Below are 15990 nucleotides of genomic sequence, written 5' to 3'. Positions count from 1 at the left end.
CCGCCCGCGCGCGCGCCCCCCCCCCGCGGCCGGGGGTGGTGCACACCAACACACACACCCCCCGGCGGTCCGCCGGCGGCCCCGGGGGTGGGGGGGCCACCCCCCCCCCCCGTGACGGTGCCTTACGCAGTGGCTGGGGGGCCCTTCCGTGGCATCACGCTGTCCGAAACCGGGCAGCCATGCCGGGGGAGGGCCCGTCGGCTGCGGCCGTCACATCTCAACGGAGGCATGATGGGGCGCTATGTCGCACGACGACTGCTCCAGATGATCCCGGTCTTCTTCGGGACAACCCTGCTGATCTTCCTCATGGTCTACAGCCTGCCCGGCGACCCCGTGGCCGGCCTGTTCGGCGACAAGGGCGCCAGCCCGTCGACCATCGAGGCGATCAGACACAAGCTCGGTCTCGACCAGCCACTGTGGAAGCAGTACTGGGACTACATGAGCGGCATCATCCTTCACTTCGACTTCGGGACGCAGATCCGCAACGATCGCCCCGTGACCGAAGTGCTGGGCGACGCGTTCCCCGTCACCATTCAACTGGCGGCCATGGCCTTCGCGTTCGAGCTCATCTTCGGCATCGGCCTCGGCATCATCGCCGGCCTCCGTGCCGGCCGGCTCGCCGACAACGCGATCCTGATCTTCACCCTGCTGATCATCTCGATCCCGGTCTTCGTGCTCGGCTTCATCATCAAGATGGTGTTCGCCTTCCAGCTCGAATGGATCCAGCCGAACGTCAGCAACGACCAACTGTTCTCCGAGATGATCGCTCCGGCCATCGTCCTCGGTGGTCTCTCACTTGCCTATGTGGCGCGGCTCACCCGCACCTCGATGGCCGAGAACCTGCGCGCCGACTACATGCGCACGGCCGTCGCCAAGGGCCTGCCGAAGCGCCGCATCATCGGCGTCCACCTGATGCGCAACTCGATGATCCCCGTCATCACCTTCCTCGGCACCGACATCGGCGCCCTCATGGGCGGTGCGGTCGTCACCGAAGGCCTCTTCAACGTCAAGGGTGTCGGTGGTCTGATCTACGAGTCGATCACCCGCCGCGAGGGCTCCACCCTCGTCGGCCTCGTCACCGTGCTGGTGGTCGTCTACCTCGTCACCAGCCTGCTCATCGACCTGCTGTACGCGGTCCTGGACCCGAGGATCCGGTATGCCTGACGTGACCAAGACCGCGGACGCGGCCGCCGTCGCCACCCCCTCGGTGGACGCCCCCGCGCCCCAGGCCAAGCAGGACAAGCCCCGCTCGCTGTGGGGCGACGCCTGGCGCGACCTGCGCCGCAACCCGTACTTCATCGTGTCGTCGGTGCTCATCTTCTTCCTGCTGCTCATCGCGGCGTTCCCGGGGATGTTCACCAGCGCCTCGCCCACCGCGGGCGACCTGGTGAAGCACTACGTCGGCAAGCCGGAGCTGGGCAACATCGGCTCCGAGGGCTGGCTCGGCTACGACATCCAGGGCCGTTCCGTCTACGCCCGCCTGATCTACGGCACCCGTGCCTCGGTCATCGTCGGCATCCTCGTCACCCTGATCGTCACCGTCGTCGGCGGCATCATGGGCATGATCGCCGGCTACTTCGGCGGCTGGATCGACGCGCTGCTCTCCCGGGTCACCGACATCTTCTTCGGCATCCCCTTCCTGCTCGGCGCCATGGTCGTCCTGCAGGCGTTCACCGAGCGCACCATCATGGTCGTCGTCTTCGCCCTCGCCTTCCTCGGCTGGACGCAGATGGCCCGCGTCATGCGCGGCGCCGTGATCACGGTCAAGCAGGCCGACTACGTCCACGCCGCCAAGGCCCTCGGCGCCGGCACCACCCGGATCCTCTTCCGGCACATCCTGCCGAACGCCATGGCCCCCGTGATCGTCGTCGCCACCATCGCGCTCGGCGGCTACATCTCGGCCGAGGCGACCCTGTCCTACCTCGGTCTCGGATTCGCCTCCCCGACCGTCTCGTGGGGCCTCGACATCTCCGCCGGTGTTCAGGCGATCCGTACGTCGCAGCACATCCTGCTGTACCCGTCGATCATGCTGAGCCTCACCGTCCTGGCGTTCATCATGCTCGGCGAAGCCGTTCGCAACGCCCTCGACCCCAAGCTGCGCTGAGGAGGGCGTAAACCGTGAGCACCATCAACAAGACCGCGTCCGTCCCGGCGCCGCGAGAGAGCGGCGAGCACAACGGACCGCTGCTCGAAGTCAAGGACCTGCACGTCGAGTTCCACACCCGTGACGGTGTGGCCAAGGCGGTCAACGGAGTCAACTACTCGGTCGACGCCGGCGAGACCCTCGCCGTCCTCGGCGAGTCCGGCTCCGGCAAGTCCGTCACCGCCCAGGCCATCATGGGCATCCTCGACATGCCGCCCGGCAAGATCCCGCAGGGCGAGATCCTGTTCCGCGGCGAGGACATGCTCAAGATGTCCGACGAGGAGCGCCGGAAGATCCGCGGCCGCAAGATCGCGATGATCTTCCAGGACGCGCTCTCCTCGCTGAACCCGGTCCTCTCCGTCGGCTACCAGCTCGGCGAGATGTTCCGGGTCCACCAGGGCCTGTCCAAGAAGGACGCCCAGCGCAAGGCCATCGAGCTGATGGACAAGGTCAAGATCCCCGCCGCCAAGGCGCGGGTCAGCGACTACCCCCACCAGTTCTCCGGCGGTATGCGCCAGCGCATCATGATCGCCATGGCGCTCGCCCTGGAGCCCGACCTGATCATCGCCGACGAGCCGACCACGGCCCTCGACGTGACGGTCCAGGCCCAGGTCATGGACCTCCTCGCGGAGCTCCAGCGCGAGTACAACATGGGTCTGATCCTGATCACCCACGACCTCGGCGTCGTCGCCGACGTCGCGGACAAGATCGCCGTGATGTACGCCGGCCGCATCGTCGAGCAGGCGCCCGTGCACGAGCTGTACGCCCGCCCGGCGCATCCGTACACCCGAGGCCTGCTCGACTCGATCCCGCGCCTGGACCAGAAGGGCCAGGAGCTGTACGCGATCAAGGGCCTGCCGCCGAACCTGCTCAAGGTCCCGACGGGCTGCGCCTTCAACCCGCGCTGCCCCAAGGCCACCGACCTCTGCCGTACGGAGATCCCGGCCCTGGTGCCGGTCACCGAGCAGGACGGCGCGGATCTGCCGGGCCGCAAGAGCGCCTGCCACTTCTGGAAGGAGACGATCCATGGCTGACCTCAGCAAGAACGACGAGGCCGTGGCCGCGGCTCTCGACGCCCCGATCCAGCGCGGCGAGCCGATCCTCCAGGTGCGCAACCTGCAGAAGCACTTCCCGCTGACGCAGGGCATCCTCTTCAAGAAGCAGGTCGGCGCGGTCAAGGCCGTGGACGGGGTCTCCTTCGACCTCTACCAGGGCGAGACCCTCGGCATCGTGGGCGAGTCCGGCTGTGGCAAGTCCACGGTCGCCAAGCTCCTGATGAACCTGGAGCGGGCCACCGCGGGCGAGGTCTTCTACAAGGGCCAGGACATCACCCGGCTGTCCGGCCGCGCGCTGAAGGCCGTCCGCCGCAACATCCAGATGGTGTTCCAGGACCCGTACACCTCGCTGAACCCGCGCATGACGGTCGGCGACATCATCGGCGAGACCTTCGAGATCCACCCCGAGGTGGCCCCGAAGGGCGACCGGCGCCGCAAGGTGCAGGAGCTCCTCGACGTCGTCGGTCTGAACCCGGAGTACATCAACCGGTACCCGCACCAGTTCTCCGGCGGTCAGCGCCAGCGCATCGGCATCGCCCGAGGCCTCGCGCTCAACCCGGAGATCATCATCTGCGACGAGCCGGTCTCGGCCCTGGACGTCTCCGTCCAGGCGCAGGTCATCAACCTGATGGAGAAGCTCCAGGACGAGTTCAACCTGTCCTACATCTTCATCGCGCACGACCTGTCGATCGTCCGGCACATCTCGGACCGCGTGGGCGTCATGTACCTCGGCAAGCTCGCCGAGATCGGTACGGACGAGGAGATCTACGACCACCCCACGCACCCGTACACCCAGGCGCTGCTCTCCGCGGTGCCGGTGCCGGACCCGACGGCCCGCGACAACCGTGACCGCATCATCCTCACGGGCGACGTGCCCTCGCCGGCCAACCCGCCGTCGGGCTGCCGCTTCCGCACCCGGTGCTGGAAGGCGCAGGACAAGTGCGCCACGGAGCAGCCGGTGCTCGCGATCCCGGAGCGCTTCCGCGGCCAGGACACCCTCGCGGCCCACGAGTCGGCGTGCCACTTCGCCGAGGAGCGGGACGTCGTCCACGCGGGCTGACCGACCGTGACGGCCCGAAGGACCAGGGCCCCTCGCACCCCCGCCGGGTGCGGGGGGCCCTTCCGCGTCCGCGGCGTCCGCTCCCGTACCCCCTGCCTCGCTCGGACGCCGTAAAAGTGCACCTCCGTCAATATCGGGTGATATTGGGCCCTAAGTCACGCTTAGGACAATCGGGAGGCACTCCATGCGCGGAGCCACGCACGCCAAGTGGGCCGCACTGGCCACCGCCGTCGCCCTCGCGGCGACCGCATGCGGCGGCGGTGACGACAGCGGCGGCGGAGGGGCCGACGGCATCGTGAGCTCCTCCTGGGGAGACCCGCAGAACCCGCTGGAGCCGGCGAACACCAACGAGGTCCAGGGCGGCAAGGTCCTCTCGATGATCTTCCGCGGTCTCAAGGAGTACGACCCGAAGACCGGCGAGGCCAAGGACATGCTCGCCGAGAAGATCGAGACCACCGACTCGACCAACTTCACCATCACCGTCAAGGACGGCTGGACCTTCTCCAACGGCGAGAAGGTCACCGCCCAGTCCTTCGTCGACGCCTGGAACTACGGCGCCCACCTGAAGAACAACCAGAAGAACGCCTACTTCTTCGGCTACATCGAGGGGTACGACAAGGTCCACCCCGACAAGGGCGAGCCCACCGCCGAGACCATGTCCGGCCTCAAGGTCACCGGCCCGCAGACCTTCACGGTGAAGCTCACCCAGAAGTTCTCGACCTTCCCCGACACTCTCGGCTACGCCGCCTTCGCCCCGCTCCCGAAGTCATTCTTCGACGACCACGCGGGCTGGCTGTCGAAGCCCGTCGGCAACGGCCCGTACACCATCGACTCGTACGCCAAGGGCTCCCAGATGGAGCTCAAGCGCTGGGACGGCTACCCCGGAGCGGACAAGGCCCAGAACGGCGGCATCACCCTCAAGGTCTACACGGACAACAACACCGCGTACACCGACCTGATCGCCGGCAACCTCGACCTCGTCGACGACGTCCCCGCCGCCCAGCTCAAGAACGTCTCGGCGGACCTCGGCGACCGGTACATCAACACCCCGGCCGGCATCATCCAGACCCTCTCCTTCCCGTTCTACGACGAAGCGTGGAACAAGCCGGGCCAGGAGAAGCTCCGCCAGGGCCTGTCGATGGCCATCGACCGCGACCAGATCACCGAGACGATCTTCCAGAAGACCCGCACGCCCGCCGTCGACTGGACCTCCCCGGTCCTCGGCGAGGAGGGCGGCTTCAAGGACATCTGCGGCGACTTCTGCAAGTACGACGCGGCCGAGGCGAAGAAGCTGGTCGCCGAGGGCGGCGGCATCCCCGGCGGCACGATGAAGATCTCGTACAACGCCGACACCGGCTCCCACAAGGAATGGGTGGACGCCGTCTGCAACTCCATCAACCGGGCCCTCGGCGACAACAAGGCCTGCGTCGGCAACCCCATCGGCACCTTCGCCGACTACCGCAACCAGGTCACCACCCAGAAGCTCGACGGCCCCTTCCGGGCCGGCTGGCAGATGGACTACCCGCTGATCCAGAACTTCCTGCAGCCGCTGTACTACACCAACGCCTCGTCCAACGACGGCAAGTACACCAGCGCCGAGTTCGACAAGCTCGTCGACCAGGCCAACGCGGAGACCGACATCAAGAAGGCCGTCGGGCTCTTCCAGCAGGCCGAGGAGGTCCTCCGCGACGACATGGGCGCGATCGCGCTCTGGTACCAGAACGGCAGCGCCGGCTACTCCGACCGGGTCGAGAACGTCGCCCTCAACCCGTTCAGCGTCCCCGTCTACAACGAGATCAAGGTCAAGTGACGTCGTCGTAGGCCGGTGACGCACGGCCCGGCACGCGGACCCCCGCGCCGGGCCGTACGTCTTCCCCCTCCCTGGAGGTTTCCGTGGGTCGATACGTGATCCGGCGGCTGCTGCAGATGATCCCGGTCTTCTTCGGCGCCACGCTGTTGATCTTCCTGATGGTGAACGTGATGGGCGATCCCATCGCCGGACTCTGCGGCGACCGCGCCTGCGACCCGGCCACCGCCGCCCGGCTGAGGGAGGAGTTCGGCCTCGACAAGCCCGTCTGGCAGCAATACCTGACCTACATGGGCAACGTCTTCACCGGCGACTTCGGCACCGCCTTCAACGGCCAGCCGGTCACCGAGCTGATGGCCACCGCCTTCCCGGTCACCATCCGGCTCACCATCGTCGCCATCCTCTTCGAGATCGTCATCGGCATCAGCCTCGGCGTCATCACCGGCCTCAAGCGCGGCCGCCCCATCGACACCACCGTCCTGTTGCTGACCCTGGTCGTCCTCTCCGTCCCCACCTTCGTCACCGGCCTGCTGGTCCAGCTGCTGCTCGGCGTGAAGTGGGGCTGGATCGAGCCGGCCGTCTCGCCCGCCGCCACCTTCGACGAGCTGATCGTCCCCGGCCTGGTGCTCGCCTCGGTCTCGCTCGCCTACGTCACCCGGCTCACCCGCACCTCGATCGCCGAGAACAAGCGCGCCGACTACGTCCGCACCGCCGTCGCCAAGGGCCTCCCGCGCCGCCGGGTCATCAGCCGCCACCTGCTGCGCAACAGCCTCATCCCGGTGGTCACCTTCATCGGCGCCGACGTCGGCGCGCTCATGGGCGGGGCCATCGTCACCGAACGGATCTTCAACATCCACGGCGTCGGCTACCAGCTCTACCAGGGCATCGTCCGGCAGAACACCCAGACCGTGGTCGGCTTCGTGACCATCCTCGTCCTGATCTTCCTGCTGGCCAACCTCCTGGTGGACCTCCTGTACGCCGTCCTTGACCCGAGGATTCGCTATGCCTGAGCCGCTCGAACCGCTGGAAGAGGGTCGCGCGATCGCCGCGACCGGCGCCGGCGGGGCCACCGACCTCGCCATGGACGAGGCCGAGACCCTGGAGAAGACGCCCGGCGGCCCCCAGGGCACCGGACCCGACAACAAGCCCCGCTCTCTCTGGTCGGACGCCTGGCACGACCTGCGCCGCAACCCGATCTTCATCGTCTCCGGGCTGATCATCCTCTTCCTGGTGATCATCGCGATCTGGCCGTCCCTGATCGCCTCCGGCGACCCCCTCGACTGCGACCTCTCCAAGGCGCAGGAGGGCTCCCAGCCCGGCCACCCCTTCGGCTTCAACGGGCAGGGCTGCGACGTCTACACCCGGACCGTCTACGGGGCCAGGGCCTCCATCCAGGTCGGCGTCTTCGCCACCCTCGGCGTGACCCTGCTCGGCGCCGTCCTCGGCGGCCTCGCCGGCTTCTTCGGCGGCGCCTGGGACGGCGTCCTCTCCCGGATCACCGACATCTTCTTCGCCATCCCCGTCGTCCTCGGCGGCCTGGTCCTGCTCTCCGTCGTCAGCAACAACACCGTGTGGCCCGTCATCGGCTTCATGGTGCTGCTCGGCTGGCCGCAGCTCTCCCGCATCGCCCGCGGCTCGGTGATCACCGCCAAACAGAACGACTACGTGCAGGCCGCCCGCGCGCTCGGCGCCTCCAACTCCCGGATGCTGCTGCGGCACATCGCGCCCAACGCGGTCGCGCCCGTCATCGTCGTCGCCACCATCGCCCTCGGCACCTACATCGCCCTGGAGGCGACCCTGTCCTTCCTCGGCGTCGGCCTGAAGCCGCCGACGGTCTCCTGGGGCATCGACATCTCCTCGGCCTCGCCCTACATCCGCAACGCCCCGCACATGCTGCTGTGGCCCTCCGGCGCGCTGGCCATCACCGTGCTCGCCTTCATCATGCTCGGCGACGCCGTCCGCGACGCCCTCGACCCGAAGCTGAGGTAGGGACCCATGCTGCTCGAAGTGCGCGACCTGCACGTGGAGTTCCACACCCGCGACGGGGTGGCCAAGGCGGTCAACGGCGTCGACTACTCCGTGGACGCGGGGGAGACCCTCGCCGTCCTCGGCGAGTCCGGCTCCGGCAAGTCGGTCACCGCCCAGGCCATCATGGGCATCCTCGACATGCCCCCCGGGAAGATCACCGGCGGCGAGATCCTCTTCCAGGGGCAGGACCTGCTCACGCTCAAGGAGGAGGAGCGCAGGAAGGTCCGCGGCGCCAAGATGGCGATGATCTTCCAGGACGCGCTGTCCTCCCTCAACCCCGTCCTCAGCGTCGGCGAACAGCTCGGCGAGATGTTCGTCGTCCACAAGGGGATGAGCAAGAAGGACGCCAGGACCCGGGCCGTCGAGCTGATGGACCGGGTCCGCATCCCCGCCGCCAAGGAACGCGTCGGCCAGTACCCCCACCAGTTCTCCGGCGGCATGCGCCAGCGCATCATGATCGCGATGGCGCTCGCCCTCGAACCCGAGCTGATCATCGCCGACGAGCCCACCACCGCCCTCGACGTCACCGTCCAGGCCCAGGTCATGGACCTCCTCGCCGAGCTGCAGCGCGAGCTCAACATGGGCCTCATCCTCATCACCCACGACCTCGGCGTGGTCGCCGACGTCGCCGACAACATCGCCGTCATGTACGCCGGCCGGATCGTCGAGAAGGCCCCCGTCCACGAGATCTACAAGGCGCCCGCCCACCCCTACACCCGCGGCCTGCTCGACTCGATCCCGCGCCTGGACCAGAAGGGCCAGGAGCTGTACGCGATCAAGGGCCTGCCGCCCAACCTGCTCGCCATCCCACCCGGCTGCGCCTTCAACCCGCGCTGCCCGATGGCCCAGGACGTCTGCCGGACCGACGTGCCCCCGCTGTACGAGGTCACCGAGTCGCCCGTCCCGCGCACCAGCGCCTGCCACTTCTGGAAGGAGTGCCTCCATGGCTGAGGCGATTCTCGAGGTCCGGGACCTGCACAAGCACTACCCGCTCACCCAGGGCATCCTCTTCAAGAAGCAGGTCGGCGCGGTCAGGGCGGTCGACGGCGTCGACTTCGAGCTCGCCGCCGGCGAGACCCTCGGCATCGTCGGCGAGTCCGGCTGCGGCAAGTCCACCGTCGCGAAGATGCTGGTCAACCTGGAGCGGCCGACCTCCGGCTCCATCAAGTACAAGGGCGAGGACATCACCAGGATGTCCCCGCGCGCCCTCAAGGCCGTCCGCCGCAACATCCAGATGGTCTTCCAGGACCCGTACACCTCGCTCAACCCGCGCATGACGGTCGGCGACATCATCGGCGAGCCGTACGAGATCCACCCCGAGGTCGCGCCCAAGGGGAACCGGCGCCGCAAGGTGCAGGACCTCCTCGACGTCGTCGGCCTCAACCCCGAGTACATCAACCGCTACCCGCACCAGTTCTCCGGCGGCCAGCGCCAGCGCATCGGCATCGCCCGCGGCCTCGCGCTCCAGCCCGAGATCATCGTCGCCGACGAGCCGGTCTCCGCCCTCGACGTCTCCGTCCAGGCCCAGGTCGTCAACCTCCTCGACGCCCTCCAGTCCGAGTTCTCCCTCTCGTACGTCTTCATCGCCCACGACCTGTCGATCGTGCGGCACATCTCGGACCGCGTCGGCGTCATGTACCTCGGCCGGATCGTGGAGATCGGCACCGACGCCCAGATCTACGACCACCCCACCCACCCCTACACCCAGGCGCTGCTCTCCGCCGTGCCCGTGCCGGACCCCGAGGCCCGGGCCCACCGCGAGCGGATCATCCTCACCGGCGACGTGCCCTCCCCGGCCAACATCCCCTCCGGCTGCCGCTTCCGCACCCGCTGCTGGAAGGCGCAGGAGCGGTGCGAGCTGGAGGTCCCGCTGCTCGCCGTCCCGGCCGTCTTCCGCCTCACCGACAGCCCCGCCAAGCACGACTCGGCCTGCCACTTCGCGGAGGAGAAGCAGGTGGTCCCGCCGGAGGAGGCGCTCGCCCACCCGGAGCCGCTGGAGGACGGCCCGGCCCCGGCGGAGGCGGCCGCCGAGGCGGAGTCGGAGGCGGCCGCGGAGGCCGAGGCGGTGGAGGTGGCCGAGGCCGACGAGGCGGCGGCCGAGCGGGACACCGGGGAGGGCCCGGAGGAGCCGGGCAGCCCCAAGACCCTTTAACGCCCCCGCAACCGCGGGGAATCGGATCCGATATACGGAAATTGGATCCTGCTGAACGTGCGGCCGTGCGGGTGCCGTCGGCCGGCGGGGCTCCCCGGAGCCCGCGGCAAATCCGATCATAAACACTAAAAATGACACGCGCTCACGGTGCGGCCGGGCGGGCGCCTGCGGCGGGGGGGCCCCCCGGCCCCCCCCCCGGCCGTTACTCCGTCACCTCCACCCCGCCCCTTGCCCGGAACCGCTTGTTTCGGCCGCCCCTGACCGTGAGTATCGGCCGCGTGACTGTGACACGACCGGCACGTCTCACCGGGGCCGCCCTCGCCGCCGGACTCGCCCTCGTCCCCTTCGTCTGGATCCTGCGCGACCTCGCCGCCCTCGGCTCGCCCGAGGACCTGTTCTGGTACTGGGCCGGCGACCGCTTCCGGCTCTCCCGGACCCGGGCGGCCACCACCCTGCTCGACCCGGTCCTCTGCCTCGCCGCCGCCGGCACCGCCCTCGCCGCCCTCCGCTCCCGGCACGCCGCCGGGGCGCTCGCCGCCACCGGCGCCGTCACCCTCGCCGTCCGCCTCCCCGGCCTCTGGACCCACGGCACCGGCCCCCTCGTCACCGCCCTGACCGAACTCGCCCTCGCCGCCGGCCTCCTCGTCACCGCCCTCGCCGGCCGCCGCCCGCCGGCCGCCCCCGAGGAGCGCACCCCCACCCGGCCGCGCCGCGGACCGGCCGTCGCCGCCGGCCTGCTGCTCATCGCCGCGGTCCTCGTCCTGTTCGTCCAGGAGGTCCGCTGGATCGGCCGGGTCGACCCCCGGTTCGCCGTCGACCGCTTCACCGGCGGCCGGTCCTTCCTCGGCGCCGCGCTCGGCGTACCGCCCGGCTGGCTCGCGCTCGTCCTCGTCGCCCTGTACCTGACCGCCGCCGGCTCCGCCCTCGGCGCCGCGCGGCACACCCGCCCCCTCGGCGTCCTCGCCGGCGGCCTCCTCCTCGCGACCGGCCTCGCCGAGGTCGCCCGGCTGGTCCGCGTCCACCTCCACTACGACGTCTGGTACGTCACCGCCCCCGAGATCGACGTCCCCGGCCTCGTCACCTCCGGCTACGCGGTGCTCGCCGGGGCCGCCGTCCTCGCCCTGCTGGCCGGGCGCGGCGCCCCCGACGCCGCACCCGCACCCTGGACCCCGGCGGCGACCCCGCCGCCGCCCTACCCGCGCCCGCCCGGCTGGTGATCCGGGAAGCCGCCCAGCGACCGCTTCAGGAAGTCGACCTGGAGCAGCAGCAGGTTCTCCGCCACCTGCTCCTGCGGGGTCATGTGCGTCACCCCCGACAGCGGCAGCACCTCGTGCGGCCGGCCCGCCGCGAGCAGCGCCGACGACAGCCGCAGCGCGTGCGCCACCACCACGTTGTCGTCCGCCAGGCCGTGCACGATCATCATCGGGCGGACCGGCTCCTCCGGCGCCGCCAGACCGTCGTCGGTGAGCAGCGACTGCGCCGCGTACACCTCGGGTTCGGCCTCCGGGGTGCCCAGGTACCGCTCGGTGTAGTGGGTGTCGTACAGCCGCCAGTCGGTCACCGGCGCCCCCACCACCGCCGCGTGGAAGACGTCGGGCCGCCGCAGCGCGGCGAGCCCCGCCAGATAGCCGCCGAACGACCAGCCCCGCACCGCCACCCGGCCCAGGTCCAGCGGGAACCGCTCCGCCAGCGCCCGTACCGCCGCCACCTGGTCGTCCAGCGTCACCGTGAAGTCCCGCAGCACCGCCTTCTCCCAGGCCGGCGACCGCCACGGCGTGCCCCGGCCGTCCGCCACCACCACCGCGAAGCCCTGCTCGGCGAACCACTGCGAGGTCAGGTGCGCGTTGTGCGCGGCCACCACCCGGGGCCCGTGCGGACCGCCGTACGGATCCATCAGCACCGGCAGCGGCCCCTGCCCCGCCTCGTACCAGGACGGCAGCAGCACCGCGCAGGGGATCCGCCGCTCACCCGCCTCCGTGAACACCGGCCGGGCCCGCAGCGGCGGTTCGACCGCGGACGAGCCGACCACCGCCACCCGCTTCCCGTCGCGCAGCACCCGCGCCACCGCGCCCGCCGTCTCCGGCCGCGCGGACACCAGCACGGTCACCGCGCCGCAGCGCACCGCCCCGTGCCAGCCCGCGCCCTCCGAGACCCGCTCCACGCCCCGGGCCGACACCCGGTACACATGCGCCTCGCCGGTCTCCGGCTCCGCCGCCGCCTCGCCCGCCGACGCCGTCACCAGCACGTCGTCCGCACCCACGTCGAGCACCGCCCGCACGTGCAGCGAGGCGTCCGTCAGCCGCTCCTCGCCCACGGTCAGCGCCCGCGCCCCGCTCTCGTCGCCGACCCGCACCAGCCGCCCGTCCGGCGACCAGCACGGCACTCCCGGCAGCAGCTCCAGCCAGGCCGGATCCGCCTCCTCCCGCACGGTCGCGGTGGTGCCCGCCACGGTGTCCACCGCGAGCACCCGTCCGCTCCGCTGGTCCCGCGCCTGCACCAGCAGCAGCGGCGCGCCCGCCGAGGACCAGTGCACGCGCGCGAGGTAGGGGAACCGCTCGCGGTCCCACACCACCTCGGTACGGGACCCGTCGAGGCCGTACAGGAAGAGCCGCACCTCCGCGTTGGGCGTCCCCGCCGCCGGGTACCCCACCCGCTGCGGCTCGCGCTCCGGGTGCGCCGGGTCCGCGATGTACCAGCGGCGCACCGCGCGGTCGTCGGCGCGGGCCACCAGGAGCCGGTCCGACTCCGGCGACCACCAGAAGCCGCGGTCCCGGCCCATCTCCTCCGAGGCGATGAATTCGGCCAATCCGTACGTGGTGTGCCCGTCCTCCGGAACCGCCAGTTCCGTGTCACCGGAACCGTCTGCTCCGACCACCCGCAGCGCACCTCCCGACACATACGCCACCCGCCGCCCGTCCGGCGCGGGCCGCGGGTCGATCACCGGGCCCGGCACCGGCAGCTCCCGCGCCGTCCCGGCCCGGAGCTCGGCCGTGAACAGCCGCCCGGACAGGGCGAACGCCGCCAGCTCGACCGCCGCGTCCACCGCGTACCCGACGATCCCCGCCGACCCCTCGCGGCTCCGCTCGCGCCGGGCCCGCTCCTCCGGGGAGAGCTCCTCCTCGGCCCCCGCGAGCAGCGCGGACGGCTCCGCGACGACCCGCTCCACCGGCTCCCCGCCGTCCGCCGGCAGGTCGAGCACCCACAGCCGGTGCGTCCGGTCGGTGCCCGAGCCGGAACGGACGAAGACGACGCGCTCCCCGTCCGGGGAGACGGAGAAGCCGCGCGGCACCCCCAGGCCGAACCGCTGGGTCCTGGCGTGCAGACGCGGGAAGGAGAGCCCCACGGATGGGGCGGACGAGTACTGCTGAGGCATGGTCATAAGGCTGAAAGTAGCGCTGTGAGCCCCCTCGCGCGCCTGTACGCCGATCAATGCGCGGGTACGGATAGTTATGATCCGTAGCGCTTGGTGGGTGCCCCTCCGTGGGTATGCACTCGCTCGTGGACCCCGGGCACATGCCCGGGGACCGCACCACGCGCACGCACCACCCGCACGACCCTGTCCGACCCGCTCGCACGAACCGCTCGAATTCCCGACCGAAGGTGGAGGTGAACCGCCGTGGCACTCTCGCTCTCGATCTCCGTGGTGGTGCTGCTGGCGATCGTCGTCTTCCTGCTGATCCGGAAATCCGGACTCAAAGCCGGTCATGCGGTGGTCTGCGCGCTCCTGGGCTTCTACCTCGCCAGCTCCTCCCTCTCCGACTCCATCACCACGCTCACCACCAACGTGGCGAGCATGATCGCCGGCCTCAAGTTCTGACCCGGGCGGTCACCCGCGGCCCCGCCTCGTAGGGTGGGGCCATGACCGATCTCCCCGCCCGTCGTCTGCTCCTCGTGCACGCGCACCCCGACGACGAGTCGATCAACAACGGCGCCACCATGGCCCGGTACGCGGCCGAAGGCGCCCTTGTCACCCTGGTCACCTGCACCCTGGGCGAGGAGGGCGAGGTCATCCCGCCCGACCTGGCCCATCTGGCCCCCGACCGCGAGGACCGCCTCGGTCCGCACCGCGTCGGCGAACTCGCCGCCGCCATGGCCGCCCTCGGCGTCACCGACCACCGCTTCCTCGGCGGCGAGGGCCGCTTCCGCGACTCCGGCATGATGGGCGTCCCCCAGAACGAGCGCGCGAACGCCTTCTGGAACACGGACGTCGACACCGCCGCCGACCCGCTCGTCGAGGTGATCCGCGAGACCCGCCCCCAGGTCCTCGTCACCTACGACCCCGACGGCGGCTACGGCCACCCCGACCACATCCAGGCCCACCGGGTCGCCATGCGCGCCGCCGACCTCGCCGCCGACCCCGGCCACCGCCCCGACCTCGGCCCGGCCCACACCATCGCCAAGATCTACTGGAACCGGGTGCCCCGCCCCGTCGCCGAGGCCGGCTTCGCCCGGCTGGCCGCCGAGGGCTCCGCCTTCCCGAAGGACGCCGCCGTCGCCGACGTGCCCGGCGTCGTCGACGAGGAGCGCGTCACCGCCGAGATCGACGGCGGCGACCTCGCCACGGCGACCTCGTACGCGGCCCGCAAGCGCGCCGCGATGGCCGCCCACGTCACCCAGGTCGCCGTCGACGGCCCCTGGTTCGCCCTCTCCAACGACCTCGGCCAGCCGCTCTTCACCACCGAGTACTACGAACTCGTCCGCGGCACCTCCGGCGCCCCCGCCGGCGAGCGCGAGACCGACCTCTTCGCGGGCCTCCCCGAGGAGGCGACCGCCCGATGACCAGCCCCGCCGCCCGGTACGCCGCCTACGCCGGCCTCTTCCTCCTCGGCGCCGTCACCGGCACCGCCGGCGCCCTCGTCCAGGCCGCCTGGCTCCCCTTCGGCCTGCTCCTCGCCCTCCTCGGCACCGCCGCCCTCTTCTACGGCGGCATGCGCGCCACCGGCAACCAGGTCGGCCTCGCCGCCGCCGGCGGCGGCTGGCTCCTCGCCGTCATCGTGCTCAGCCTCGGCCGCCCCGAGGGCGACGGGCTCTTCGGCGGCGGCATCGGCGAGCTGCTGTTCCTCTTCGGGGGCATGGGAGCCGCTGTGATCTGCGCCACCGTCAGCAGGCTGCCGCAGAACACCCCGTAGACCGTCCCGCGGACCACCCGTGAGCGGCCGGAGTCCGCACCGAGCGGATAACCGGCGGCGCCGGACAGTATGGTGGTGCGCGCCGCCGAACCGCCCGGGACAGAACGAGCATCAGCAAGAGCGGGCGGCGGAGCCAACCGGGAGATCCTGCTTTGAGTCGTGAAACTGGTCGAGAGACCGACAGTTCGTCCTCCGGCGCCCAGGGGCGCGGCGGGGCCGCCTACCCGTCGGGAACCCAGCCTTATGGATCCCGCCAGTATCCGTCGCTCCACCCGACGCAGGACGCGCCGGAGGAGGGCCCCGGCGCGCCCGCGGCGCCGCCGGAGGAGCCGAAGACCGAGACCACCCTGACGACCCGGATCCGCATCAACATTCCGGGTTCGCGGCCGATCCCGCCCGTCGTGGTCCGCAAGCCCGTCGCAGGCGCCGCCGACGACGCCGCGGCGACCGCCGAGCCGGAGCGGCCCGCTCCCGCGCCGGCCCCGGAGCCCGAGCCGGAACCGGTTCCCGCCCCGGTCGCGCCCGAGCCGCCGCAGGCCGCCGCGGAGGCGCCCAAGGCGAAGGAGCCCAGCGACTGGTTCGCGCCCCGCAAGAGCGCGCCCGCGGCCCCCGCGCC

The 15990-nt window shown here is 71.0% G+C and carries 14 protein-coding genes and 1 pseudogene; 14 read left to right on the top strand and 1 reads right to left on the bottom strand.

What is annotated here, in order from left to right:
- Positions 1-231: 231 nt before the first annotated feature.
- From ACFW1I_RS26970 to ACFW1I_RS26925, 10 genes are all read left to right on the top strand, one after another.
- A complete protein-coding gene (locus ACFW1I_RS26970) occupies positions 232-1164 on the top strand; it encodes an ABC transporter permease (RefSeq protein WP_384674708.1) in 933 nt (310 codons plus the stop codon).
- A complete protein-coding gene (locus tag ACFW1I_RS26965) occupies positions 1157-2104 on the top strand; it encodes an ABC transporter permease (RefSeq protein ID WP_384674682.1) in 948 nt (315 codons plus the stop codon). The genes ACFW1I_RS26970 and ACFW1I_RS26965 overlap by 8 nt, the downstream gene beginning before the upstream one ends.
- A 14-nt stretch (positions 2105-2118) precedes the next feature.
- Positions 2119-3177, top strand: coding sequence for an ABC transporter ATP-binding protein (locus tag ACFW1I_RS26960; protein WP_384674680.1), 1059 nt, complete (start codon positions 2119-2121; stop codon positions 3175-3177).
- On the top strand, positions 3170-4258 hold the full coding sequence (locus ACFW1I_RS26955; RefSeq protein WP_384674678.1) for an ABC transporter ATP-binding protein: 1089 nt from the start codon (positions 3170-3172) through the stop codon (positions 4256-4258). Before ACFW1I_RS26960 ends, ACFW1I_RS26955 begins: the two co-directional genes overlap by 8 nt.
- 184 nt (positions 4259-4442) lie before the next feature.
- Positions 4443-6068 (top strand): ABC transporter substrate-binding protein, encoded by a 1626-nt coding sequence (locus ACFW1I_RS26950; protein ID WP_384674676.1) that lies wholly within the window; start codon positions 4443-4445, stop codon positions 6066-6068.
- An 83-nt stretch (positions 6069-6151) separates the two neighbouring features.
- Positions 6152-7075, top strand: coding sequence for an ABC transporter permease (locus ACFW1I_RS26945; RefSeq protein WP_384674674.1), 924 nt, complete (start codon positions 6152-6154; stop codon positions 7073-7075).
- A complete protein-coding gene (locus ACFW1I_RS26940; protein WP_384674672.1) occupies positions 7068-8054 on the top strand; it encodes an ABC transporter permease in 987 nt (328 codons plus the stop codon). Before ACFW1I_RS26945 ends, ACFW1I_RS26940 begins: the two co-directional genes overlap by 8 nt.
- Positions 8055-8060: 6 nt before the next feature.
- Entirely contained in the window at positions 8061-9044 is a 984-nt protein-coding gene (locus ACFW1I_RS26935) for an ABC transporter ATP-binding protein (RefSeq protein ID WP_384674670.1), read from the top strand.
- Positions 9037-10245: an ABC transporter ATP-binding protein gene (locus ACFW1I_RS26930; RefSeq protein WP_384674668.1), complete on the top strand. Its 1209-nt coding sequence runs from the start codon at positions 9037-9039 to the stop codon at positions 10243-10245. Before ACFW1I_RS26935 ends, ACFW1I_RS26930 begins: the two co-directional genes overlap by 8 nt.
- A gap of 278 nt (positions 10246-10523) precedes the next feature.
- Positions 10524-11462, top strand: a complete 939-nt coding sequence (locus tag ACFW1I_RS26925; RefSeq protein ID WP_384674666.1) for a hypothetical protein — start codon at positions 10524-10526, stop codon at positions 11460-11462.
- Here the strand turns inward: ACFW1I_RS26925 and ACFW1I_RS26920 are convergent.
- Positions 11438-13624, bottom strand: coding sequence for an alpha/beta fold hydrolase (locus tag ACFW1I_RS26920; RefSeq protein ID WP_384674664.1), 2187 nt, complete (start codon positions 13622-13624; stop codon positions 11438-11440). The two genes, ACFW1I_RS26925 and ACFW1I_RS26920, sit on opposite strands and share 25 nt — an antisense overlap.
- Positions 13625-13861: 237 nt before the next feature.
- Between ACFW1I_RS26920 and ACFW1I_RS26915 the strand changes: the two genes are divergently transcribed.
- The 4 genes and pseudogenes from ACFW1I_RS26915 to ACFW1I_RS26900 form a co-directional block, all read left to right on the top strand.
- Positions 13862-14062 carry a hypothetical protein gene (locus ACFW1I_RS26915; protein ID WP_169087190.1) on the top strand — a complete coding sequence of 67 codons (201 nt, stop codon included), beginning with the start codon at positions 13862-13864 and terminating at the stop codon, positions 14060-14062.
- Between the two features lie 41 nt (positions 14063-14103).
- On the top strand, positions 14104-15024 hold the full coding sequence (mshB, locus tag ACFW1I_RS26910; protein ID WP_384674662.1) for an N-acetyl-1-D-myo-inositol-2-amino-2-deoxy-alpha-D-glucopyranoside deacetylase: 921 nt from the start codon (positions 14104-14106) through the stop codon (positions 15022-15024).
- Positions 15021-15374, top strand: coding sequence for a DUF6113 family protein (locus ACFW1I_RS26905; protein WP_384674660.1), 354 nt, complete (start codon positions 15021-15023; stop codon positions 15372-15374). The genes mshB and ACFW1I_RS26905 overlap by 4 nt, the downstream gene beginning before the upstream one ends.
- A gap of 152 nt (positions 15375-15526) precedes the next feature.
- Positions 15527-15990: pseudogene (locus tag ACFW1I_RS26900) on the top strand (hypothetical protein); the annotation flags it as partial.

The organism is Streptomyces sp. NPDC058955, from assembly GCF_042741435.1.
In the GTDB taxonomy this organism is placed as follows: Bacteria; Actinomycetota; Actinomycetes; order Streptomycetales; family Streptomycetaceae; genus Streptomyces.
This window is presented reverse-complemented; position numbering and strand designations above follow the sequence as displayed.

What these genes read in the sequence shown, in the direction of transcription:
- ACFW1I_RS26970 (WP_384674708.1), top strand. Translation starts at nt 232, where the DNA reads ATGGGGCGCTATGTCGCACGACGACTGCTCCAGATGATCCCGGTCTTC.
- ACFW1I_RS26965 (WP_384674682.1), top strand. Translation starts at nt 1,157, where the DNA reads ATGCCTGACGTGACCAAGACCGCGGACGCGGCCGCCGTCGCCACCCCC.
- ACFW1I_RS26955 (WP_384674678.1), top strand. Translation starts at nt 3,170, where the DNA reads ATGGCTGACCTCAGCAAGAACGACGAGGCCGTGGCCGCGGCTCTCGAC.
- ACFW1I_RS26950 (WP_384674676.1), top strand. Translation starts at nt 4,443, where the DNA reads ATGCGCGGAGCCACGCACGCCAAGTGGGCCGCACTGGCCACCGCCGTC.
- ACFW1I_RS26940 (WP_384674672.1), top strand. Translation starts at nt 7,068, where the DNA reads ATGCCTGAGCCGCTCGAACCGCTGGAAGAGGGTCGCGCGATCGCCGCG.
- ACFW1I_RS26935 (WP_384674670.1), top strand. Translation starts at nt 8,061, where the DNA reads ATGCTGCTCGAAGTGCGCGACCTGCACGTGGAGTTCCACACCCGCGAC.
- ACFW1I_RS26930 (WP_384674668.1), top strand. Translation starts at nt 9,037, where the DNA reads ATGGCTGAGGCGATTCTCGAGGTCCGGGACCTGCACAAGCACTACCCG.
- ACFW1I_RS26920 (WP_384674664.1), bottom strand. Translation starts at nt 13,624, where the DNA reads ATGACCATGCCTCAGCAGTACTCGTCCGCCCCATCCGTGGGGCTCTCC.
- mshB (WP_384674662.1), top strand. Translation starts at nt 14,104, where the DNA reads ATGACCGATCTCCCCGCCCGTCGTCTGCTCCTCGTGCACGCGCACCCC.
- ACFW1I_RS26905 (WP_384674660.1), top strand. Translation starts at nt 15,021, where the DNA reads ATGACCAGCCCCGCCGCCCGGTACGCCGCCTACGCCGGCCTCTTCCTC.